This is a genomic window from Actinomycetospora sp. NBRC 106375 (genome assembly GCF_030269665.1).
Taxonomy (GTDB): domain Bacteria; phylum Actinomycetota; class Actinomycetes; order Mycobacteriales; family Pseudonocardiaceae; genus Actinomycetospora.
Genome location: NZ_BSTS01000008.1, coordinates 136,765 through 159,143, shown reverse-complemented (window position 1 = coordinate 159,143; position 22,379 = coordinate 136,765). Strand labels below are relative to the sequence as shown.

Here is a 22,379-nt window from a genome sequence, read left to right as displayed (position 1 = left end):
CCCGAGAAGGTGACAGTCTGTGTTCGCGAGCGGAGTACTCACCAGGGGGTTCGCGATAATCGCGGCGCAGTACTACCCGGAGTGACGCCGCGTCGGCGGGTGCGTGCGCCGCCCGCTCAGGCGGGTCGGGGCATCGCGGCCGTCGTGGGCTTCGTCGGCGTCGCCGTGCGGTGGCGCGGCATGGGCGCGCCGTCGGGGAGGGCGAACGGCCGCGTCAGCGGGTCGCGGCGGGCGGCGTCGTTGTCGATGGCGTGGACACGGCCCGTGACCTGCACGGAACCGACCTCGGCGAGACGCCGGTGGACGCGCTCGAGGCGCGCCTTGAGCGCCGCCTCGTTGCTGGCCTGCTGCTGCTGCGCGCGGCGGGTGTGCCGGGCCCCCGCGACGGACTCCGGTGCCTCCTCCTCGGGGGAGACGGAGAGAGCGGCGGAGGAGGTCGAGCGGCGGAACATCTGGATCACGTCCCTCGGTGCGACGGGCCTGTGCGTGAGCCGCTGTGCGGTCACCCTCTGCATCGGAGGGCACGCGGCCGCTCTTGATGCGCCGTCCGGTGGACTCCAGCCCGCGCCGTTCCGTGCCGAGTGCGCGCGCGAGCGTGGTTGGGGGTGGAGCGAGGGCGTCCTTCGCTGCGTGGGACGCAGCGAGGGCGCCCCTCGGCCCGTGACGGGCGAGGTGCGACGCAGCGAAGGCGTCCCTCGCTCCGGCGCTCGGCGAGGCGCGACGCAGCGAGGGCGTCCCTCGCTCCGGCGCCGCGCGACGCAGAGAGGGCGTCCTTCGGTCCGTCGCCGGCGAGGTGCGACGCAGTGAGGGCGTCCCTCGCTCCGGCGTGGCCCTCCCGGCGCGGCGCCCGTCAGCCGAACAGGCCGCCGATCCCGCCGCCGTCGTCGTCGCCGCCGTCGCCGCCGTCATCGGCGCCCGTGCCGTCGTTCGCGGCACCGCCGCCTTGCGCGCCGCCCTGGGCCCCGCCTGCGGCGCCCCCGGTCCCGGTCGCCCCGTTCCCGGCGGCGCCGGACGGCGGTGCTCCCGACGAGGGGGTGGAACCCGCGCGGACGACGTCGACGGTGACGGTGCTGCCGCGCGGCACCGAGGTGCCGACGCCCGGGCGCAGCGCGACGACGGTGCCCGCGGCCCCGCCGCCGTCGACCTCCTGGAACGAGACCTCCAGGCCCACGCCCTCGAGCGTGGCCTCCGCCGAGTCGCGCGAGCGCCCCGTCACGTCGGGGACCTGGAGGGTCGCGCGCCGCTGCCCGACGGTCAGCTCGATCGCACCGCCGGGCGGGCGCAGCGAGCCGGGCACCGGGTCCTGGCCGACGACCTGGCCGACCTCGGTCGGGTCGCTGGTCTCGCGCAGCTTCGGGACGGGGGTGAGCACGAGGCCCGCGCCCTCCGCGGCGATCCGCGCGGCCTCCGGGCTGCGCCCGACGAGCAGCGGGACCTGGATCAGTCCGGGGCCGCGGCCGATGCGCAGCGTCACCGGCGACTCCTCGTCGACCGACGCGCCCACGTCGGGCGTCACCGAGAGGACGTGGTCCTGCTGCTCGGGGGCCGAGGGCACGGGGACGACGAGCGGCGAGAGGCCGGCGTCGGTGACCGCGCGGACCGCGTCGTCGCGGGTGAGGCCCACGAGCTGCGGGACCTCGCTGTCGCCGCCGGCCAGGAGCCCCCAGCCGCCGAGACCGAGCACCGCGACGAGCCCGAGGGCGATCACCGCGAGGCGCCGTCGCGGACGGGTGCGCGTGGCCGCGGCGTGGGCGCCGGTCCGGGTCCCGCGGGCGATCTCCGGGGTCAGACGGGTCTCGGCGGTGCTGCTGACGTCGTCGACGTCCACGACCCGCTGCGACCCGGTGAGCCCGCGCCAGGAGCGCCGGCCCGGGTCGGTCGGCTCCTCCTCCTCGCCGCTGACCCGCTCGTGCTCGGCGAGGATCGCCGGTGCGTCGGGGCGCTCGCCGGCGAGGACGCGCAAGAGGTCCGCGCGCATCTCGGCCGCGGTCGCGTACCGGTTCTCGGGGTTCTTGGCCATCGCCTGGCGGACGACGGCCTCGAGCTCGCTCGAGATCGCCACACCGGGCGGGGCGAGGGTCTCGAGCAGCGGCGGGTCCTCCCGCACGTGCTGGTAGACGATCGCGACCGGGCTGTCGCCGGTGAACGGGGGCTCGCCGGTGAGGAGCTCGAAGAGCACGCAGCCCGCGGCGTAGACGTCGGCCCGTGCGTCGACCTCCTGGCCGAGGCCCTGCTCGGGCGAGAGGTACTGGGCCGTGCCGATGACCATGTCGCCCGTCAGCGCGGGCCCGGTCTCGGTGAGGGCGCGGGCGATGCCGAAGTCCATCACCTTCACCACGTCGCCCGGGGTGATCATGATGTTGGCGGGCTTGACGTCACGGTGCACCACACCGTGCTCGTGGCTGTAGCCCAGGGCCGCGCAGACGTCGGCCATCACCGCGCACGCGCGCTCGGGCGGCATCGGCCCGTGGGCGCGCAGGATGTCGCGCAGCGTCGAACCGCTGACGTACTCCATGACGATGAACGGCAGCCCGACCTGCTCGGTGGGCACCTCACCGGTGTCGTAGACCGCGACGATCCCGGGGTGGTTCAGGCCCGCGACGTTCTGGGCCTCGCGCTCGAAGCGCAGCCGGAACGACGGGTCGCGGGCGAGGTCGGCGCGCAGGACCTTGACCGCGACCTCGCGGCCGAGACGCACGTCGAGACCCGCGTGCACGTCGGCCATGCCGCCGCGTCCCAGGGACGGCCCGAGCTGGTAGCGGCCCGCCACCACCGTCGCCTGCGACATGCGCTCCCCGAGCCTCCGCTCCTGACGAACCCCGCTGCGGCCGGACGGCCGACGGATGCCACGGCGCCCCCCGGCACCGTGTCGCGCGTCAGCATCACCCGGACGGGTCCAACGTGCCGGGAGCGGGTGGGGAACGGCGGGTCGCCCCTTCGGCGCGCGAGTTCGTCCGTTCGTCGGTCGCCGTGACGCCGGATGGGGTCAGCTCCCGCAGTCGCAACAGCTGCAGCAGCTATCGCCGTCGGCACAGCAGTCGCAGCAGTCGCAGCCGCACGAGGAGCAGTCGATGCAGGTGGGGCAGGGGCTCGACCGCGGCTGACCGCTCCACGGCCCGGTGAACTCCTCGGAGCAGCAGATCTGTCCGGCGCAGCAGACGCCGACCGCGGCGGCGCAGCCGGCGAAGAACCCGCGCGGCGGACGGACCGGTGGCCTGTCGCCGGGCTGCGGCGGTTGGTCGGTGGACGGCTGCTCCGACCGGCCGATCGTGCGGTCCAACGCCCGGTCGGTCTCGTGGACCAGGAGGCGGTGCGCGAGCCGGGCGTCGGGACCGCCGCACAGCTCCAGGTCCGGCAGGGTGGCCGCGAGCGTCGCGACCTGCCGGCGCGCGAGCGCCCGCGTGGCCCCGACGCCGGCGCCGGTCGCGTCGACGGGGTTCCAGCGGCCGTCGCGGCGGTCGTCGTCGAGGTCGTCGAGCGCGTCGAGCAGGTGCGCGAGCCGGCCGAACGCGGCGCCGGCGGTGTGCAGCGACGCGGCGTTGACGGGACGCCCGGCGAGCACCGCGGTGTGGGCGAAGGTGGCGGCGACCGCGTCGGCGGTCGGGGCGGTCGCGTCCTCGAGGGTGACCGCGCCGCCGCCGTGCTCGACGGCGTACTGGCGGGACGGCACGGCGAGCAGCGCCGACGGGTCGAACCCGGCCGGCGCCGTGGCCCGGGCGCGGTCGCTCCACCGGGACGCCACCCGTCGGCCCGCCGCGGCGACCGGACCGTGGCGGAAGGCGCCCTGGCCGTCGTCGACGTGGTCGGCGAGGTGCCCGGCCGCGAGCAGCAGCGCCGCGTGCGCGGCGAGCTGGGCGGCGTCGCCGGACACGACCGTCGCGGTCCGCATCCCGCGCGCCGGACACGGACCGGCGCGGCGCGTCGTCGGGTCGACGGCGGTCTGCGCGGCGGTCAGCACCGAGACGAGCAGGGCGTCGACGTTCGTGGCGGTGCGGGCGAGCTGGCCGTGGCCGTCCCGCAGCGCGAGACAGGTGCCGCAGAGGTGGCCCATCCAGCGTCGGTGGAGGTCCGCCGGGAGGTGGTGGCGGCAGGGCCGCACGATGCCGAGCACTGCGGGAACGGTAGTGGTCGCAACGATGTCGATCACGATGCCGTTCGGCAGGTGGCGCACAACCGTTCGTCGCAATCGCGGTGCTCGGGGCTGTGGTGAATCCGTGAGCCCGGGAGGGTTCCCCCGACCGCGTCACGCCCGTTGTCGGGGTGGACGTGAACGCGACGAACCGGGTGGAGGACATCGTGAACGTGAACAGCAGGACGCGTCTGGTCGCGGCCCCGGTGCTGCTGGGGGCGCTGGGTCTCGGGATTCTCGGCGGATGTGCGCAGAACGCGGCGCAGCAGGGGCCGCCGCCCGCCCAGCCCAGTGCCGCGGGCCAGGCCGGCGCTCCGGGTCAGGCGGGGGCGCCGGGTCAGCCCGGGGCGCCGGGTCAGGCCGGGGCTCCGGGTCAGGCGGGAGCGCCGGGTCAACCGGGCGCCGAGGGGCAGCCGGGTGCGGGCGGTGAGGCCGGTGCCGGCGGTGCCGGTGGTGCGGGTGGTGCCGGTGGTGCCGGCGGTGCCGGGGCCGACGGCTCGGGCAGCGGCTCGGGCTCGGGCAGCGGCTCGGGCTCGGGCAGTGGCTCCGGTGGTGGCGCCAGCCAGACGCCGTCCGGCGGCGTCGAGACCGGCGGCGGCTCGACCTCGGGCATCGAGCACGCGGGCATGATCGGCGCCGGTGCGCTCGCCCTCGCGGGTGCGGGCGCGCTCGGTGCGGCGGCGGCCCGTCGCCGCCGCCAGGAGAGCTGATCACGCGCGGACAGGGAACGACGGCGGCGACCCCGCACACCACGCGGTGTGCGGGGTCGCTGTCTGCGTAGCCTCGGCGCGGCGGGAGGAGGGCCGGTGGACGCCGCACCCGACGACGGCTCCGGAGATCAGGAGCGCGTGACGCACGCGGCGGGCGCCGCGGAGGTGGATGACGCGCTCGTGATCTCCAAGGACTCCGGCGGTGAGTCCGGCGGCGGGTCCGTGTCCGGAGATCAGGGGCGCGTGATGCACGCGGCGGGCGCCGCGGAGGTGGATGACGCGCTCGTGATCTCCGACGCCGACGCCGACGCCGACGCCGCCTCCTCCGACGCCTCCTCCGCCTCCGACGCCGCCTCCTCCTCCGACGCCGCCGACGATCCGGCCGCGCCCGTCCCCGACCTGGCCGCGCCCGCGCCGACACCCGCACCCGCCCCCGACCGGGCGCGGCGGATGCTGGTCGTCGGTGCGGCGCTGCTCGCGGTGCTGGGGGTCGCGCTGGTGGGCTGGGCGCTCGCGCACCAGACCGGTCCGCCGCCCGCACCCGTCGCCACCGCGGCCGGCGCCGCCGGACCGCCGCCCCCGCCGTCGCTGGCGTCCCCGCCGCCGGGGCGGGCGGCCGAGCCCGCGGAGGCGCTCGGGTCGTCGTCGCCTCCGGTGACGCTGACCGTGCCCGCGATCCGCGTGGCGTCGCCGGTCGACCAGGTCGGGCTGAACCCGGACCGCACGATGGAGGTGCCCGCCGAGGGCTCGCCCGGCTACGACCACGCCGCGTGGTTCCGCTACTCCGTGGCCCCGGGCCGTCAGGGGCCGTCGGTGATCATCGGGCACGTGGACTCCGCCGCGAACGGGCCCTCGGTGTTCTACGAGATCGGGCGCCTGCGCCCCGGCGACCGCGCCGAGGTCGCCCGCGCCGACGGCGCGTCGGTCACGTTCGAGGTCACCGAGGTCGCCGTCTACCCGAAGGACGCGTTCCCCACCGACCGCGTCTACGGACCGACCCCCGGGCCCGAGCTGCGCCTGATCACCTGCGGCGGGAGCTTCGACCGCAGCGCGGGCTCCTACCGCGACAACACCGTCGTCTACGCCCGCCAGGTGCCGCGGTGAGTCACGCGCTCTGCAGCACCCGGGCGCGGAACTGCATGGCGCGATAGGGCCAGTTGGTCTCGGTGTTCCACTGGCTGATCACGAGCTGGAAGTCGTCGGGCGTCGAGCCGGGCAGGATGTAGCCGCCGTAGGGCTGGGCGACGCGTCCGCAGCCGTGGTCCTCGTCGTGCCACCAGCACCCGGCGATCACGGTGAGGCGCTCGGCGGTGTGGAGGTTGGTCGTCGGACCGTCGGGGAGCGGGATCAGGTCGACGCGGTAGTTCCCGGCGTCGAACGCGCACAGCCACCACTCGCCGTCGACGCGTCGCAGGCACAGCTCCCCGAACGCACCGGGCAGCACGGGGGTGGCGGGCCGGCCCCAGGCCCACGTGCCGTCGGCGAAGCCCCAGCTCTCCCACGCGGCGGCGTCGAGCAGCTTCGCGGCCGGCACCCGGTGCAGGAGCAGGCCCTTGTCGCGCTGGAACCCCGTGGTCAGCGCGTAGACGTAGCCGTCGGGGCCCAGCTCCCAGGTCAGCATCTGGAAGTGCCCGTCGAGGTGGTCGCCGGGCCACCAGGTGTCGGTGGGCTCCCAGGTCACGCCGTTGTCGGTGGAGCGGTGGACCTCGGTCCAGTGCACGGTCCCGAGCTGCTGGCAGACCATGACGTGCAGGTACATCGTGTCGCCGACGGTGATCAGGTCGGTCGGCAGCACGGTGCCGATCTTGAGACCGCCGACCAGGCCCAGGAACCGGCCGCCGACCCGGGAGCCGTGGTGGTACTCGACGACCTGGTCGGCGTAGCCGTGCGTCGGCCCGGCGGACCCGGTCCACGTCAGCCCGGTGCCGTTCGTGACCGAGGACGGGTCGGCGAAGAGGATCACCGGCGAGCGCCATCCCGGACCGCCGACCCCGGCGCGCTCGAAGGTGTCGCCGAAGACCGCGACGAGGCGCCCGTCCGGGGCCAGGGCGGCGGCGCCGAGGTCGGTGCCGCCGACCCCGAACTCGTCGGTGTGGCCCGGCCCGGTCAGATCCCGCAGCTTCGTCACCTCGAGATAGCGCATGCGGAGTTGATACCCGCTCCCGGTGGCCGCACGGAATCGATCCCTCCCACCCGGCGCGTCCCGCCGGCGTAACGAGCTGATCTCGACCGACGACTCCGTGGGCATCCCGCCGTCGGGGCGGGCACCGGGGAGGTCTCGACGTGGGAACCGTGATCGGCACCGTGGCGGTGCTCGTGCTGTTCGCCCTCACGCTCGCGGTCGCGCTGCGCCACCGACCCGACCTCGCGCCCGCACCACGACTCTCGCCGGACCTCGCGGAGACGATCCTGCTCCGCGCCGGCTTCCCCGCGACGGCGCACAACGTGCTCGCCGTCCGCGAGCACCTCGGCACCCTGTTCCTCGAGCAGGGCCGCCGCGACGTCGACCCCGCGCGGTGGGCCGAGGTCGAGGCCGCGTGCGAGGCGGGGCGTCCCGACGTTCACGGCGACATGGGTGCGTGGCCGCAGCACGTGCTCGACCAGATCGCCGCGGCCGGTCGCGGGCCCGACGGCGCCGGCGGCGGCGCGGCCGCCGCGCGGCTCGCCCGGCGCTGCCAGGACGCGCTGCTCGCGAGCGTCGGCACCGGGCGCGGCGTGTTCGGGGGATCGCTGTTCGAGCCGCTCCCGCGGCCGGGCGCCGCCGCGGTCTGACGCGACGCGACCGCCCTCGCCCGTGCCGTCGCCGAAGTCGTCCGACGCGGCGCGACCGGCCGCTGCCACTGACGTCCGACGCGACCACGCAGGTCGCCGTTGCCGTTCGGCGCGGCTCTGGGTGCCTCAGGCGGAGACGCGGTCGTCCAGGTCGCCGCGGCGCTGGGCGGGGATCGTCAGGACGGACGGCGGTGCGGCCTGCGCCGCGGCACGGCAGGCGGCGCGCGTGCGCGAGTCGACGGTGCCCCGGGCGCTCATGGCCACCACCGGCGCGAGCATCCACGCGGCGGAGAGCCCTCCGAGGGCGAGCACCAGCGTCTTCATGATCCCCCCTGTGCCCGCGTTCGGGCGTGATCGCATTGCTCCGACCGGCGGCCGGGTGCGTTGCTCACCGTAGAGCGCCGGCCCGGAACAACACTGAGCCGTACGCGTGACGAGCGCTCAGGTTGCTCTCAGAGTTTTGTGAACTGGCTCACCCGGCGCGAGCGGCGTCAACGCGGCACACTCCGGACGGTCAGCTCTGACCGTTCGTACGCATCGGAGGCCCCGTGACGGCGACCCCACCGGATGGTCGAGCTCCGCTCCGCTCCGGCTCCCGCCCCGTCCGCATCGCCAACTGCGCCGGCTGGCTCTGGGACCGCTTCTCCGGCCTGCGGGACGCGCTCGCGGGCCCCGTCGACGTCGTGACCGGGGACTACCTCGCCGAGCCGACCCTGCGCCAGCTCGCCCTCGAGCGGGCGAAGGACCCGGCCCTCGGGTACGCGCAGAGCTTCCTCGCCCAGTTCACCGACGCGGTCGGGCTGCTCGCCGAGCGGGGAGCCCGGCTCGTGGTCGACGCGGGCGGGCTCAACCCCGCCGGTCTGGCCGACGAGGTCCGCCGGGTGATCGCCGACGCCGGGCTCGGGCTCGTCGTCGCGCACGTCGAGGGCGACGACCTCTCCGCCCGGCTCGACGCCCTCGGCGCGCTCGAGCACCTCGACACCGGCGTCGCGCTCGCCGACTCCGGTCTCGAGCCCACCACCGCCAACGCCTACCTCGGCGGCTGGGGCATCGCGGCCGCGCTCGCCGGCGGCGCCGACGTCGTGATCTGCCCGCGCGTCACCGACGCCTCGCTGACCGTCGGCGCCGCGGCCTGGTGGCACGGCTGGTCACCCGAGGACGTGGGCACCGCGGACCGGGATCGTCTGGCCGGCGCGGTCGCCGCCGCGCACGTCATCGAGTGCGGCCCGCAGGCCACGGGTGGCAACTTCTCCGGCTTCACGACGGTCCCGCGCGTCGACGACCTCGGCTACCCGATCGCCGAGATCGCCGCCGACGGCACCGCTGTGATCACCAAGCACGACAGCGCGGGCGGCACCGTCACCACCGACACCGTCACCGCGCAGCTGCTCTACGAGATCCAGGGCCCGACCTACCTCAACCCCGACGTCACCGTGCACCTCGACGACGTCACGCTGACCGAGGTCGGGCCGGACCGCGTGGAGATCGCCGGCGTGACCGGCTCGCCGCCCCCGCCGACCACGAAGCTCGCGATGACGGCCCCGGGAGGCTACGAGTCGAGCGTCGCGTTCTACGCCACCGGGCTCGACCTCGAAGCGAAGGCCGCCCTGCTGCGCACGCACGTCGAGCGGATCACCGCCGGGCTCGACCTGAGCCTGCTGCGCGTCGACCGCATCGGCACGCCGGTCGAGGACCCGCCCGACCAGTGGGCGGCCGCCCAGCAGATCCTCGTCACGGCCCAGTCGCGGAGGAAGGACCAGGTCGACGCGCGGCGGTTCGTCGCCCCGATGACCGGGCTCTTCCTGCCCGGCTACCCGGGGCTCTACGTCACCCCGCTCAAGGTGTGCGCGCCGGTGGTCGAGTACTGGCCCGCGCTCGTCCCCGTCGACGTCCTCGACCACGTCGTGGTCACCGCCGACGGCGCGCGCACGCCGGTCAAGGACACCCCGGTCCGGGCGCCGGCGAGCGGGCAGCGTCCCTCCGACGAGGCCCCGCCCCCGCGCGATCTGGGGCCGACCCGGCGCGCCCCGCTCGGACTGGTCGCCCACGGGCGCTGCGGGGACAAGGGCGGCAACTCGAACGTCGGGCTGTGGATCCCGGCCGGGGCCGACGAGCGGGCGTGGGAGTGGCTGCGCGCGGTGCTGTCGACCGACCGCCTCCGGGAGCTGTTCGGCGACGCCGCCGGCGTCGAGGTCGAGCGCCACGAGTTCCCGACGCTGCGGGCGGTGCACTTCGTCGTGCACGACGTCCTCGGCAAGGGCGCGTCGTCCAATGGCCGTCCCGACATCGCCGGCAAGGCCGTCGCGGAGTTCCTGCGGGCCCGTCACGTGGAGGTCCCCGAGTGTCTGCTCTGACGACCCGGCTCGCGTCGGCGTGGGCGGACCCCCTGCGCGGGGACGACGGCTTCGATCCCCTCGCCGAGCTGGACGAGGTGCTGGCCCCGCTCGGGCTGTCGGGCGCCGACGCGGGCGGCGCGGTGACGGTCACCGGCGCCGACCCGGTGGTCCCGAGCCCCGTGCGCGTGGGGTCGGCGGCGAGCATCGGGCTGCTGGCGAAGTCGGTCGCCGCCGCGGCGCTGCACCGCGACCGCGGCGGGCCCGGGCAGGACGTGCACGTCGACCTGCGGGCCTCGCCCCACCGCCTCTGCCCGTTCTACGACCGCACCTGGGAACGCCTCGGCGGCTACCCCGTCGCGTCCACCCTGGAGACGGGCAACGTCATGGGGTTCGCGTTCTTCCGGTGCCGCGACGGTCGCTGGGTGATGCCGCAGAACATGTACCCGGGGCTGCGGGAACGAGCTCAGGACCTGCTCGGGGTCCCGCTGACGAAGGCGGCCGTCACCGACGCGATCGCGCGCTGGGACGCCCCCGCGCTGGAGCTCGCCGCCGCCGAGGCGGGGGTGGTGATGCCGATGGTGCGCTCGCTGCCCGAGATGCTGGCCGAGCCGCAGTACACCGACGTGCTGGCCGGGCAGCCGCTCGTCGAGGTCACGAAGATCGCCGACGGCCCGCCCGAACCACTGCCGCCGCTCGGCGCGCAGCCGTTCTCCGGGCTGCGCGCGCTGGGCATGGGGCACGTCATCGCCGGTGCGGGCCTCGGGCGTTCGCTCGCGCTGCACGGCGCCGACGTGCTCAACCTCTGGCGCCCGGGCGAGTCCGAGCACGAGACGACCTACGCGTCGGCGAACGTCGGGATGCGCTCGGCGTGGCTCGACCCCCGCCGCGACCGCGCGGAGCTGTCCGAGCTGCTGGCCGTCGCCGACGTCTTCTTCCACAACCGCCGCCCGGCGTTCCTCGACGAGATCGGGCTGACACCCGGGAAGGCCGCGGTCGAACGCCCCGGCATCGTGGGAGTCTCGGTGTCGCTGCACGGGCTCACCGGGCCCTGGGCGGGACGGCCGGGGTTCGACCAGTCGGCCGGCTCGGTCACCGGGATGATGCTGCTCGAGGGCGGGGGCACCGAGCCCCGGCTGCCGCCGATCCTCGTCGTCAACGACTACATCGTCCCGTGGCTCGCCCAGGCCGGGGTGGTCGCCGCGCTGCGCCGGCGAGCGAGTGAGGGCGGGTCGTACCACGTGCACGTCTCGCTGACCCGCGTCGCGCTGTGGATCCTGTCGCTCGGGATCCTCGACCGGGAGTGGGCCCACGCGACGGCGGGATCGGACGAGCGGCACCGCTACCTCGACCCGGAGACGTTCACCGCCGACACCGGGCTCGGCGCCTACCAGGGCGTCACCGACCAGGTGCACATGTCGGCCACCCCCGGGCGCTACGACCCCGTCCTCGTCGCCCGGGGCTCCTCGGACCGTGCCTGGCTGCCTTCGTGAGCACGTGGCGCCCCGGCAGGGGCGCCAAGTGCTCACGTACACGTAGCGCACACTGACCGGCCGTGCGCGCGGCTCCCCTGATCGTCACCGGCCTGCTGCTCGTCCTCGCCGCCTGCGGGGGAGCGGCGCCGCCACCGCCGCCGGCCGCGCCCACGCCGCAGGCCCGGGAAGCCCGAGCCGCACCCCCGACGTCACCGGCGCCCGTCGTCGTCCTCGACCCCGGGCACAACGGCGGCAACGCGGCGGCGTCGGACGAGATCGCCCGCGAGGTGCCCGACGGGCGCGGCGGCACGAAGCCCTGCAACACCACCGGCACCGACACCGCCGGCGGCTACGCCGAGCACGCCTTCGCCTGGGACGTGGCCGCCCGCGTCACGCGCCTCCTGGAGGCGCACGGTGTGGCCGTGCGCTCGACGCGGCCCGACGACACCGGCGTCGGCCCGTGCGTCGACCGCCGCGCGGAGATCGCGAACGACGCCCGCGCGGCCCTGACCGTCTCCATCCACGCCGACTCGGGGCCCCGCGGCGGGCGGGGTTTCCACGTCGCGCTCTCCGACCCGGCGCTGTCGGCCTCGCAGGGCCCGCCGTCGGCGGCGCTGGGCCGGGCGCTCGTGGCGGGCCTGCAGGCGCAGGGGTTCGAGACCTCGACCTACCGGGGCGAGGACGGTCTCGACCGGCGGCCCGACCTCGCCGGGCTCTCGCTCGCCCGCGTGCCGGCGGCCCTGGTGGAGTGCGCGAACATGGCCGATCCCGCGGACGCGGCGCGCACCGAGGACCCGGCGGGCCGGCAGCGCTACGCCGAGGGCCTGGCGGCCGGGATCCTGCAGGTGCTCAACCGCTGATCAGGCGGCCTGTCCCGGCCGGTTCTGGTGCCACCGCACGACGCGGACGACCACGTCGGCGAGCTCCTCGCGGTCGAGCGTCTCGCGCAACGACTGCGCGGCCTCCAGCGCCTCGAACCCCGCGAACGGGCCGTGCGCATCGACCTCGCCGGTCTGCGGGTCCACGGCGAGCACCACGTACCCGTCGCACTCGTCGACCTCGATCTGCGCCGTGAGCCAGTCGACGCCGGGCGGCGGGTCGTGCACCGGCGCCGCGGCGGCCGGATCGGCGTCCAGGCGCGCGGCGTCCAGGCGGGCGGGATCCCGGTGGGCGGGCTCCCGGCGGGTGGTGTCCCGGCGGGTGGTGTCCCGGCGGGTGGTGTCCCGGCGTGTGGTGTCGCAGTGGGTGGCGTCCGTGCGGGTGCACCGGGGATCGTGGTCCAACGGTCTCTCCTCCACGTCGGCGCGGTGCACCACCGCGCATCCCGGTCCGACCCGCGGCGTCGCTCCGTCGAGGGACGGGCAGCGCGCCGGCGCGGGTCGCTGTCACGAGTGGTGACGTGAGGATGCCCAATATCTGACTCAAGATTTCAACTATTCACCCGGGAGGGTGGAGCGCTCGGCGACGCGAGGGTCGAGCCGCCGCAGAGCGTCACGGGTCGTGTCGGCCTGATCACTCATCGTTGATGCACGCTCACGATCCCATAGATTGTTAGCCGAACTAACGTCTACGGAAGGCTGTCCCGAGTGAGCCGTTACGAGCAGTGGGACATCGTGTCGAGCGTGGGCCTGACCGCCCTCGTGGTGGCGGCCGGGCGGTCCGTCGACACCCACCGTACGGATGCGCTGATCTCCGATCCGTACGCCGAGCGCTTCGTCGACGCCGCCGCGCCGCCCACGCCGCTGCCCACCCGGCCCGTGGCGCCGCGCGACGACTCCGAGGACGAGCTCTGGCAGATGATGTCGGGCTACATGGGGGTCCGCACGCGGTTCTTCGACGAGTTCTTCGACGCCGCGGGCGACGCGGGCGTGCGCCAGGCCGTCATCCTCGCGGCGGGCCTCGACGCCCGCGCCCAGCGCCTGGACTGGGCGGACGGCACGACGCTCTCCGAGGTCGACCAGCCGGCGGTACTGACCTTCAAGGACGACGTCCTCGCCGACGACGAGGCGCGGTGCGACCGGCGCCCGATCGCGGTCGACCTGCGCGACGACTGGACCGGCGCGCTCGACGACGCCGGCCTGGACCCGGCCGCCCCGACGGCCTGGCTCGCCGAGGGCCTGCTGCCCTACCTGCCCGCCGAGGCGCAGGATGGGCTGCTCACAGCCGTCGACGAGCGCTCGGCGCCGGGCTCGCGGATCGCGGTCGAGGACTTCACCAACCTCGGCGACCAGCTCTCCGACCCGGGCTTCCGCCGGATCGCGGCGGGGATCGGCGTGGACATGTCCGCCCTGATCCACACCGACCACCGGCCCGACCCCGGCGGAAGCCCGGGTCGGAGAGCGCGGCTGGGCGGTGCGGCGCGACCTCGCGACCGCCGTCGCCGACGGCTGGGGCCGCGAGTTCGACCCGCTGACGCAGCGACTCAACGGGAAGTCGACCTTCCTGACCGCCGAGCGCACCTGACCGGTCCGTCCCGCAGGGTCCGGATCCGCGGTCACGCGGCGTGGCGGTCCCTGTCCCATCCGTTCCCGGCCCCTCCGGTCCGGCGGTTCCCGTGGGCCGGTCGTCCTGCCTAGGGTCGATGGCTGCCCACGACCGCCACACGGGAGGACGGCCATGAGCGACACCCAGCTCCACGTTCCGGAGAACCTGACCTGGTCCGCGGTGACCGGCCGGGTCCGCGACCTGGTGGGCGAGGCCTTCACCGACGACGGGCCCGCCAACCTGGTCGACGGCGAGTGGCGGGCGATCGGCACGCCGTCCGAGCAGATCAGCCCGAACGACGGGTCGTCGCTCGGGACCATGCTCAAGGTCGACTCCGCCACCGCCACCGACGCGGTCCAGCGCGCGGCGCAGACCCATCGCGGATGGGCCGGCACGGAGCTCGACGAGCGCCGCCGCAAGGTGGCCGCCTCGCTCGACGCCCTGGAGGGGGCGCGCGACGACCTCGCGCTGCTCCTGGCCTGGGAGATCGGCAAGCCCTGGAAGGCGGCGTGCTCCGACGTCGACCGCTGTATCTCGGGGGTGCGCTGGTACGTCGACGAGATCGAGGGGATGCTCTCCCGCGACGTCGAGGGCGCGCCCGCGAAGCGCGTGGCGCTCGAGGGCCCGGTCTCGAACATCGCGAGCTGGAACTACCCGATGAGCGTGCAGGTGCACGCCGAGCTCGTGCAGCTCCTGGCCGGCAACGGTGTCGTCGCCAAGACCCCCACCCAGGGCGGCTGGATGACGCTGACCGTCGCCCACGCCCTCATGGCCCGGGAGGGCCTGCCGGTCACCCTGCTCTCCGGTGACGGCTCCGAGCTCTCCGACGCGCTCATCCGCTCGCCCGAGATCGGCGCCCTGGCGTTCGTCGGCGGGCGCTCCAACGGCGGCAAGGTCGCCGCCCAGCTCGCCGACACCGGCAAGCGGCACATGCTCGAGCAGGAGGGCCTCAACACCTGGGGCATCTGGGAGTTCTCCGACTGGGACGCGTTCTCGGAGATCCTCAAGAAGGGCTTCGAGTACGCCAAGCAGCGCTGCACCGCCTACCCGCGCTTCGTCGTGCAGCGCAAGCTCGTCGACCAGTTCCTCGCGACGTACCTGCCCGTGCTCGACGGGGTGCAGTTCGGTCACCCGCTCGCGGTGGACTCCTCCTCGGCGGGCGGCACCGACGACCTGCCCGCGCTCGACTACGGCCCGCTGATCTCCGCCGGCAAGGCCGAGGAGCTCGACGAGAGCGTCGCCGAGGCCCTGCGCCACGGCGCGATCCCGCTCTACCGCGGCAGCCGGGAGAACGGCCGGTACCTGGACGGTCAGGACACCTCGGCCTACCACGCGCCGGTGTCGATGCTGGCCCCGCCGGGGGCGTCGCGGCTGATGCACGAGGAGCCGTTCGGCCCGGTCGACTCGATCGTCGTCGTCGACACCGAGGCCGAGCTGCTCGCCCAGATGAACGCCTCCAACGGCGCCCTCGTCGCGAGCATCGCCTCCGACGACACCGACCACGCCGAGCGCCTCGCCGAGCAGGTGCAGGCCTTCAAGGTCGGCATCAACAAGCTGCGCTCGCGCGGCGACAAGGACGAGGCGTTCGGCGGGCGCGGCGAGTCGTGGAAGGGCGCGTTCGTCGGCGGCGAGTACCTCGTGCAGGCCGTCACCGAGGGCCCGCCCGGGGAGAACCTCTTCGGCAACTTCCCCGGGTACCACCGCTACCCCGCGACCTGATCGGGACGGTGGTCCGCACCCGGTAGTGTCCTCCCGGCGCGGCCGCGGGCCCGCTGAGCCGGCTCGCACGGGCCGGTCCGAGTACGCGGTCGGTCGGGAGGGCCGGGGATGGTCCTGCGGAACCGGGTGACGCGGGATGTGCCGCAGGGCGCTTCGCCGGTGGGCGCGTCGGTGCAGATGCCCGAGACGCGCATCGGGCCGGTAGTGGCCCTGCTGCGCCGCCTCGCGCTGGCGCTCGGGGCGCTCACCGCGGCCGCCATGATCGTCTACGTCCAGCGCGACGGCTACATCGACAACAACAACGACGACGGCATCGGGATCATCGACGCCTTCTACTACGCCACGGTGTCGCTCTCGACCACGGGCTACGGCGACGTCGTCCCCGTCAGCGAGACCGCGCGGCTGTGGACGATCCTCGTCATCACCCCGCTGCGCCTGTTGTTCCTCATCGTCCTGGTCGGCACCACGGTCGAGCTGCTGACCGAACGGTCGCGCCAGGCGTTCCGCATCCGACGGTGGAGGTCGCGCGTGCGCAACCACGTGGTGGTCGTGGGCTACGGGACGAAGGGCCAGGCGGCGGTGACCACCCTGCGCGGCGACGGCCAGGACGTGGACCACATCGTCGTCGTCGACACCGACCGCGGGCGCCTCGACGCCGCGTCGGCGCTCGGGCTGGTGACGGTGCGCGGCGACGCCACCCAGTCCTCGGTCCTGCGCACCGCCGGCCTCCCGCACGCGACCGCGCTCGTCGTCGCCACCAACCGTGACGACACGGCGGTGATGGTGACGCTGACCGCCCGCGAGATGGCACCCAAGATCATGATCACGGCGGCGGTCCGCGAGGCGGAGAACGTGCACCTGCTGCGGCAGTCGGGCGCGGACTCGGTGGTCGTGTCCGCCGAGACCGCGGGCCGACTGCTCGGGATGGCGACGACCACGCCCGCCGTCGTGTCCGTCGTCGAGGACCTGATCTCGCCGGAAGCGGGCATGAGCATCGGCGAGCGCCAGGTGACGGAGAGCGAGATCGGCGGCTCCCCGCGCCACCTGCGCGACATCGTGCTCGGCGTCGTGCGCGACGGGCAGGTGCACGCGATCGACGCCCCCGAGGTCGACGCCCTCGAACGCGGCGACCGCCTGCTCTGCGTCCGCCGCGCCGGCCCCGACGAGGGTTAGCGAGGTGTCAGCGAAGTGCCGTCACGGACGCTGAGCGTCCGTATCGGTACTTCGATCACCGCCACGCGTCGTGCCGTGCGACCCCGCTCAGCGTCGGGCGTCGAGGAGCTTCGCGGCGCCGTGGACGTCCGCGAGCTCCGGGTCGAGCGGGCGCCCGTAGCTCTCCGCGAGCTCCGAGGCCGAGCGCCCCGTCACGGTCCACCCCAGCTCGCCGAGGCGCTCCGCGGCGTCCGGACGGTCGTCGGCGAAGAACAGCTCGCGGATGTCGACGCCGAACCGCCGCGACAGCGACGCGAGCCGCGAGTCCTCCCGCCCGAAGTGGTGCACGATGTCGCCGAAGTGCTCGACGGCGAGGTGGCTGCCGGGCGCCGAGAGCTCGCCGATGCGGTCGAACAGGTCGATCTCGGCCTGGGCGGGCAGGTACGGCAGCAGGCCCTCGGCGAGCCACGCCGTCGGCGCGCCCGGGTCGAAGCCGGCCTCGCGTAGCGCGGCGGACCAGTCGTGGCGCAGGTCCACCCGCACCACGACACGCCGGGCGCCCCCGCCGGCGGTGGTGGCCCGCTGCTCGGCGAGCACGTCGTCCTTGAAGTCGAGGACACCGTGCTGGTCCACCTCGTAGACGACGGTGTCCGCGGGCCAGTCCAGGCGCTGGGCGCGGGTGTCCAGGCCGGCGGCGAGCAGCACGACCTGGCGCACGCCGTCGGCGGTGGCCGCGGTCAGGGCGTCGTCGAAGAAGCGCGACCGCACCCCGATGTACGCCGACTGCTCCTGCCAGTCCGCCTCGGTGGCACCGTCGTCCTGCGCGGCGCCGTTCTCCGCCGCCATCGCCCGGGCGTCCTCGGGGCCCTTGGGCAGCCGGATCTCGCCGGCCGCGGCGTCGACGAACGCCTCGGCGTACGGGTCGTGGACGAGGCCGTCGGGGCGATGGGTCTCCATCGCCCGGCCGCTGGCCACGCCCAGGGCGGTGACGCCCACGCTCTCGGTGATGCCCCACTGGTCGTCCTCGGTGCGCATGCGCCCGGGGTTCCCCGATCGTTGCGCAGGCTAACGACCAGTCTGGGCTCAACGGTGCACCGAAAGCAGACAACCGGGGCAATCCGCCTGCTCCGCACGCAGGCCGGGCACGACCTGCTCGACGGCCGCGCCGCAGCGTGCCCGCAGGCCAGAGGGGTCGCCGAGCTCGCCGGAGGTCACGTCGACGACATGGCGGTGACGGTCCTCACGCCCGGCCGCGACGAGCACGAGCGTGCCGTCCGGGGACGGGTCGCCGGGCGTCGGTCGGCGCGGGTCGTCCGGTGACGGGCGCGGCCGGTCTCCCAGCGGCGGGGGCGGTGTCGACGACGGCATGGGGTCCATGCCGGTGCTCGGGCGCCCGGTGGGGCGGGCGTCGGGGTGGCCGGGGTCGGGGACGGTCACGGCGTCCCTCCTCTCGTGCCGGCGTGGCCCGTCCACCGTAGGTGCCGCGCGCCGACCTGTCGGCCCGTGTTCGCGGCGCGCGGACGGAGTCGGCCGTGCGGTTACTGGCTGGTATTCCTCGCCTGGTGAGGGATACCAGCCAGTAACCCGGCCCGGGCCGGGAGTCGGGTGCGGAGCCGGGTAGCGGGACCGGGTGCCGGGGCCGGGTAGCGGGGCCGGGTAGCGGGGCCGGGTAGCGGGGCCGGCCGGCGGCGCCGGGTTCGTCGCCACGGCCCGAGGGCGGCCACCGGCGCTCAGTCGTCGAGATCCACCGGCACCACGGCGCCGTCCGGCTGGTGCACCGCGGCGGCGGCGACCAGGTCGGCCGCGTCGGGGATCGCGTGCTCGACCGACACCTCCGCGATCGTGCGGTCGCGCGGCCAGTCCCCGAGCGGCCGGGCGGTGTGCGGACCGCGCGGCGGCGGCGTGATGAGCGTCGCGCCCATGTTGATCGGCGAGAGGCGCACCGCGGCGCCGTGACGGTCCAGCAGCGCGGCGGTGTCGAGCTCGAGCACCAGGTGGGCGCGGTCGCGGTACGCGCGGGCCGCGAGCAGCCCGGCCACGCGCCGGCGGGTCGGCCAGAGGTACACGCGGTCGTTGAGCATGCGGTAGAAGGCGCCGATCTCCATGCCCTCGAGGCACCGGGCGAGCTGACCGTCGTGCAGGACGCCGTTGTCCCGCAGGACCACGGGGTCGCGGCCCGGCGCGGAGAGCGTTACCGCGACCGGGCGCCGCGCCGACACGAGCTCCGTTGCCGCGCCGAACCGCTCCACGAGGGCCGCGGCGCTCGCCAGGCCGTGCGCGCGGATCGAGGGCCAGGCGCCGGGCTCGGCCATGTGGAACAGCCGCGGGTGGCGGGCGGCGAGCTCGCCGGGGGAGAGGCCGGCGGGGGTCAGGAGCGGCGGCGGGGGAACGGGAGCGCGGTGTCGCCGCCCGATCCGTCGGCGGTCCCGCGCACCGGGCGCCGCGCGGCCGGCAGGTCGCGCAGGCCCTCGAGCACGCGGGCGAGGACCTCCGGGCGCGGGGCGGGCACCGGGCCGACCGCCACGGCCGCCGCGTCCTGCGCGGTGTCGACCGGGTCGAGAACGGGCTCACGATCGGGCGTCACCCTTCCGAGCGTAGGGACAGCGGCCGGGCAGGAGGGGCAGGATCGCCGGCCGGGCGGGGGACGGCGGGCTGGGAGCGACGAGGAGCGTCCGGCCGCCGGAGGCCACTGGTGCGCACGCTGTCACGCTGGGTCGTTCCCGGCGGCCTCACACCGTGCGGCGCGTAACGATGGCCGCTCGCCGTCCGAGGTCCACGGGAGTGAGTCGTCGGCCGGCGGAGGCCGGCGGCCGCGGGACGAGGGTGGTCGGGGAATGAGCCTGGGAAGCATGATCGACCCGGAGCCGGGTCAGGACGAGGACGACCGCGGCCGGCGACGGAACGGCCTGCGGGCGTTCGCGTACGGGATCATCGCGCTGCTGGTGCTCGTGCTCCTCGCCGCGGCCGGCGTCGTCATCGTCACCCAGCAGCTCGGGTCGCAGGTCGGGCGCTACCCGAACGTCTTCGCGAACGTCGACCCGTCGACGCGCCCCGCGGACTCCGGCGGGCAGACCTTCCTGCTGATGGGCACGGACACGCGCTCGCCCGACCCCACGACCGGCACCGACGCCGCGCCCGACGCCGTGTTCGGCTCGCAGCGCAGTGACGTGATCATGGTGGCGACCGTCGCCCAGGACGGGCAGAGCGCCAGCGTCGTCTCGATCCCGCGCGACTCGTACGTCGACATCCCCGGCCGCGGCAAGAACAAGATCAACGCCGCCTACGCGTTCGGCGGGCCCCCGTTGCTGATCCAGACCGTCGAGGGGCTCACGCGCGTGCACATCGACCACTTCGCGGTCATCGACTTCGCCGGCTTCGCGCAGATGACCGACGCGGTCGGCGGCATCGACGTCAACGTCGGCCAGTCCTCCGAGCGCGACGGCGTCGTCGTCCCGGCCGGTCAGCAGCACCTCAACGGCGCCCAGGCGCTGGTCTACGTCCGCGAGCGCTACAACCTGCCCGGCGGCGACCTCGACCGCGTCCGGCGCCAGCAGGCCGCGCTGCGCTCGTTCGTCAGCAAGGCGCTCTCGTCCGGCACGCTGTCCAGCCCGACCAGCGCGTACAGCCTCGTCGACACCGTCACCCAGCACGTCGGCGTCGACGACTCGCTGAGCAACACCGGCCTGGCCGAGCTGGCGTTCAACCTGCGGAACCTGCGGAACTCCAACATCTCGTTCCTGACGACCCCGGTCACCGGGACGGGCATGGAGGGCGACCAGTCGGTGGTCTACCTCGACGAGACGGCCGGGCGGGATCTCTGGTTCGCGGTCAACAACGACCAGGTCCCGCAGTGGGTCGCCGCCCGCCCGCAGGAGCAGCTGTCGAACACCCCGCGCTGAGCGGGTACCCGGCGGATCATGAGCACGGGTCCGTCGTGGGACGTGGTGATCGTCGGCGGGGGCTCGGCGGGCTGCGCGCTCGCCGGGCGCCTGTCCGAGGACCCGCGCCGGCGGGTGCTGCTGCTCGAGGCCGGCGCGGCCGTCGCCGATCCCGCCGGGTTCCCGGCGGAGGTCCGTGACGTCGCGTCGCTCGCCGCGTGCGACCCGGACGGCCCGCACACCTGGGACGTCGGCGTCGACCTCGCGCCGGGCCGGCGCACGCGTGTCGGCCGTGGGCGGTTGCTGGGCGGGTCGAGCGCGGTCAACGGGGCCAACCACGTGCGCGCGACACGGGCGGATCTCGACGCGTGGCCGGGCTGGTCGTACGACGCGACGCTGCCCTACTACATCCGCGGCGAGGACGACCTCGACGTCCGCGGCCCGCTGCACGGCGACGCCGGGCCGGTGCCGGTGGTCCGCCCCGCCGGGGAGCTGCGCGCCACGGTGACCGAGCGGTTCCTCGACGCGGCCGCGCGCGTCGGGGTGCCCGCCGAGCCGGACAAGAACGGCGACGCGCCGCCCGGGGCCGGCCTCGTGCCCGCCAACGTGCGCCGCGGGGTGCGGGTGAACGCGGCGCTGGCGTACGTGCTGCCGCACCTCGCGCGCCCGAACCTCACGGTGCGCGGCGACGTCACCGTCGCCCGCGTGCTGCTCGACGGCGACCGTGCCGTCGGCGTGGTGACCGCCGACGGCGAGCGCGTCGACGCCGGCGAGGTGGTGCTCGCGGCGGGCGCGGTGTTCTCGCCGCAGCTTCTCGCGCAGTCGGGGATCGGCCCGCCCGACGTCCTGCGCGCGGCGGGGCTGCCCGTGCATCACGAGCTCCCGGCGGTCGGGCGCGGCTACACCGACCACCCGAACGTCTACCTGCCCTTCACCGACACCACCGGTGGCGAGCCCCTGCACCCGGAAGCGCCCGGCGCCCAGGCCGCCGTGCACCTCGACGCCGGCGACGACCCGGCCGGCGACCTCGAGATCCTCCTGTTCGCCCGCCCCTTCGCCTCCGGCGGGCCGTGCCACCTCATGTGCGCGCTGCAGGCGCCGGAGAGCCGCGGGATGCTGACGCCCTCGCCGGAGCTCGGCGGGACCCCCCGGCTCGAGCACCGCTACCTAGAGTCCGGCCGGGACCGGGCGCGGATGCGCGAGGTCGTGCGCCGCGCGGGCGAGATGCTCGCCGCGGGCGGGCTCGCTTTGGGCACCGAGCGGGGCCTCGGCGACCGCGAGCTCGACGCCTGGATCTCGGCGCACCTCGGGACGTCGGCGCACCTGTGCGGCACCGCCCGCCTCGGGGTCGCCGGCGACCCCGACGCCGCCGTCGACCCGGAGCTGCGCGTGCAGGGGCTCGCGGGGCTGCGCGTCGTCGACACCTCGGTGCTGCCGACCGTGCCCCGGCGCGGCCCGGCGGCCACCGCGCTGATGCTCGGCGAACGCGGCGCGGACCTGATCGCGGGCGTCGTCCCAGAGGCGAGCGGGCGGATTTCCTGACGTTGATCGTCAGTGTCCGCGCCTCCGGCGCGGCAGCTCCGCTGCGCTGCGTGCCGCAGGTGGACGCCAGGCTGACGACCCCCGGCGACCTGGAGTGACGCCCGGTTCCGACCTCTTCGTGTCGCCGTGTCGATCTCCGTCACCGGACACGGTCACGGCTACGACACGATGGGGTGGAGCACCGT

At 75.4% G+C, this 22,379-nt stretch carries 21 protein-coding genes; 11 read left to right on the top strand and 10 right to left on the bottom strand.

Annotation, left to right across the window (positions count from 1 at the left end; all coding sequences use genetic code 11):
- Window positions 1–116: 116 nt before the first annotated feature.
- From QSK03_RS15265 to QSK03_RS15255, 3 genes are all read right to left on the bottom strand, one after another.
- Window positions 117–461 (bottom strand): hypothetical protein, encoded by a 345-nt coding sequence (locus QSK03_RS15265; protein WP_285653575.1) that lies wholly within the window; start codon window positions 459–461, stop codon window positions 117–119.
- Window positions 462–850: 389 nt separating this feature from the next.
- Window positions 851–2,788, bottom strand: a complete 1,938-nt coding sequence (gene pknB / locus QSK03_RS15260; protein ID WP_285653573.1) for a Stk1 family PASTA domain-containing Ser/Thr kinase — start codon at window positions 2,786–2,788, stop codon at window positions 851–853.
- Between the two features lie 198 nt (window positions 2,789–2,986).
- Window positions 2,987–4,111 carry a DUF5685 family protein gene (locus QSK03_RS15255; protein ID WP_285653571.1) on the bottom strand — a complete coding sequence of 375 codons (1,125 nt, stop codon included), beginning with the start codon at window positions 4,109–4,111 and terminating at the stop codon, window positions 2,987–2,989.
- A 191-nt stretch (window positions 4,112–4,302) separates the two neighbouring features.
- Between QSK03_RS15255 and QSK03_RS15250 the strand changes: the two genes are divergently transcribed.
- Together QSK03_RS15250 and QSK03_RS15245 are read left to right on the top strand one after the other, a co-directional pair.
- Window positions 4,303–4,839 carry a collagen-like triple helix repeat-containing protein gene (locus QSK03_RS15250; RefSeq protein ID WP_285653569.1) on the top strand — a complete coding sequence of 179 codons (537 nt, stop codon included), beginning with the start codon at window positions 4,303–4,305 and terminating at the stop codon, window positions 4,837–4,839.
- A gap of 96 nt (window positions 4,840–4,935) precedes the next feature.
- On the top strand, window positions 4,936–5,943 hold the full coding sequence (locus QSK03_RS15245; RefSeq protein ID WP_285653567.1) for a class F sortase: 1,008 nt from the start codon (window positions 4,936–4,938) through the stop codon (window positions 5,941–5,943).
- A 1-nt stretch (window position 5,944) separates the two neighbouring features.
- On the opposite strand, the gene QSK03_RS15240 is transcribed toward QSK03_RS15245, so the two are convergent.
- Complete coding sequence (locus QSK03_RS15240) at window positions 5,945–6,982, bottom strand: glycoside hydrolase family 183 protein (RefSeq protein ID WP_285653565.1); 1,038 nt, start codon at window positions 6,980–6,982, stop codon at window positions 5,945–5,947.
- 140 nt (window positions 6,983–7,122) lie between these two features.
- Between QSK03_RS15240 and QSK03_RS15235 the strand changes: the two genes are divergently transcribed.
- Window positions 7,123–7,611 carry a hypothetical protein gene (locus tag QSK03_RS15235; RefSeq protein WP_285653563.1) on the top strand — a complete coding sequence of 163 codons (489 nt, stop codon included), beginning with the start codon at window positions 7,123–7,125 and terminating at the stop codon, window positions 7,609–7,611.
- A 126-nt stretch (window positions 7,612–7,737) separates the two neighbouring features.
- On the opposite strand, the gene QSK03_RS15230 is transcribed toward QSK03_RS15235, so the two are convergent.
- Window positions 7,738–7,935, bottom strand: a complete 198-nt coding sequence (locus QSK03_RS15230; RefSeq protein ID WP_285653561.1) for a hypothetical protein — start codon at window positions 7,933–7,935, stop codon at window positions 7,738–7,740.
- Between the two features lie 224 nt (window positions 7,936–8,159).
- Between QSK03_RS15230 and QSK03_RS15225 the strand changes: the two genes are divergently transcribed.
- From QSK03_RS15225 to QSK03_RS15215, 3 genes are all read left to right on the top strand, one after another.
- Window positions 8,160–9,965 (top strand): acyclic terpene utilization AtuA family protein, encoded by a 1,806-nt coding sequence (locus QSK03_RS15225; protein ID WP_285653559.1) that lies wholly within the window; start codon window positions 8,160–8,162, stop codon window positions 9,963–9,965.
- Complete coding sequence (locus QSK03_RS15220; RefSeq protein ID WP_285653557.1) at window positions 9,953–11,437, top strand: CoA transferase; 1,485 nt, start codon at window positions 9,953–9,955, stop codon at window positions 11,435–11,437. The genes QSK03_RS15225 and QSK03_RS15220 overlap by 13 nt, the downstream gene beginning before the upstream one ends.
- Window positions 11,438–11,499: 62 nt before the next feature.
- Window positions 11,500–12,279, top strand: a complete 780-nt coding sequence (locus QSK03_RS15215; RefSeq protein WP_285653555.1) for an N-acetylmuramoyl-L-alanine amidase — start codon at window positions 11,500–11,502, stop codon at window positions 12,277–12,279.
- Here QSK03_RS15215 and QSK03_RS15210 read toward each other — a convergent pair whose 3' ends face one another.
- The gene (locus QSK03_RS15210; protein WP_285653554.1) at window positions 12,280–12,702 is read right to left on the bottom strand and encodes a hypothetical protein; all 423 of its coding nucleotides are present in this window, start codon (window positions 12,700–12,702) and stop codon (window positions 12,280–12,282) included.
- A gap of 303 nt (window positions 12,703–13,005) precedes the next feature.
- Between QSK03_RS15210 and QSK03_RS15205 the strand changes: the two genes are divergently transcribed.
- The 3 genes from QSK03_RS15205 to QSK03_RS15195 all read left to right on the top strand — a co-directional run bounded on the left by QSK03_RS15205 (window position 13,006) and on the right by QSK03_RS15195 (window position 16,795).
- Window positions 13,006–13,995, top strand: a complete 990-nt coding sequence (locus QSK03_RS15205) for an SAM-dependent methyltransferase (RefSeq protein WP_285653552.1) — start codon at window positions 13,006–13,008, stop codon at window positions 13,993–13,995.
- A 40-nt stretch (window positions 13,996–14,035) separates the two neighbouring features.
- Entirely contained in the window at window positions 14,036–15,622 is a 1,587-nt protein-coding gene (locus QSK03_RS15200; protein ID WP_285653550.1) for an aldehyde dehydrogenase family protein, read from the top strand.
- Window positions 15,623–15,730: 108 nt separating this feature from the next.
- A complete protein-coding gene (locus tag QSK03_RS15195; protein WP_285653545.1) occupies window positions 15,731–16,795 on the top strand; it encodes a potassium channel family protein in 1,065 nt (354 codons plus the stop codon).
- 87 nt (window positions 16,796–16,882) lie between these two features.
- On the opposite strand, the gene QSK03_RS15190 is transcribed toward QSK03_RS15195, so the two are convergent.
- The 4 genes from QSK03_RS15190 to QSK03_RS15175 all read right to left on the bottom strand — a co-directional run bounded on the left by QSK03_RS15190 (window position 16,883) and on the right by QSK03_RS15175 (window position 19,358).
- Complete coding sequence (locus QSK03_RS15190; RefSeq protein ID WP_285653543.1) at window positions 16,883–17,809, bottom strand: SAM-dependent methyltransferase; 927 nt, start codon at window positions 17,807–17,809, stop codon at window positions 16,883–16,885.
- A 48-nt stretch (window positions 17,810–17,857) separates the two neighbouring features.
- The gene (locus QSK03_RS15185; RefSeq protein WP_285653540.1) at window positions 17,858–18,211 is read right to left on the bottom strand and encodes a hypothetical protein; all 354 of its coding nucleotides are present in this window, start codon (window positions 18,209–18,211) and stop codon (window positions 17,858–17,860) included.
- Between the two features lie 293 nt (window positions 18,212–18,504).
- Window positions 18,505–19,095 carry a DUF7002 family protein gene (locus QSK03_RS15180; protein ID WP_502872174.1) on the bottom strand — a complete coding sequence of 197 codons (591 nt, stop codon included), beginning with the start codon at window positions 19,093–19,095 and terminating at the stop codon, window positions 18,505–18,507.
- 47 nt (window positions 19,096–19,142) lie between these two features.
- Window positions 19,143–19,358: a hypothetical protein gene (locus QSK03_RS15175; protein WP_285653534.1), complete on the bottom strand. Its 216-nt coding sequence runs from the start codon at window positions 19,356–19,358 to the stop codon at window positions 19,143–19,145.
- Between the two features lie 250 nt (window positions 19,359–19,608).
- Between QSK03_RS15175 and QSK03_RS15170 the strand changes: the two genes are divergently transcribed.
- Both QSK03_RS15170 and mftG read left to right on the top strand, forming a co-directional pair.
- Window positions 19,609–20,673: an LCP family protein gene (locus QSK03_RS15170; protein ID WP_285653532.1), complete on the top strand. Its 1,065-nt coding sequence runs from the start codon at window positions 19,609–19,611 to the stop codon at window positions 20,671–20,673.
- 18 nt (window positions 20,674–20,691) lie between these two features.
- Window positions 20,692–22,194, top strand: coding sequence for a mycofactocin dehydrogenase MftG (gene mftG, locus QSK03_RS15165; RefSeq protein ID WP_285653529.1), 1,503 nt, complete (start codon window positions 20,692–20,694; stop codon window positions 22,192–22,194).
- The last annotated feature ends 185 nt before the right edge of the window (window positions 22,195–22,379 follow it).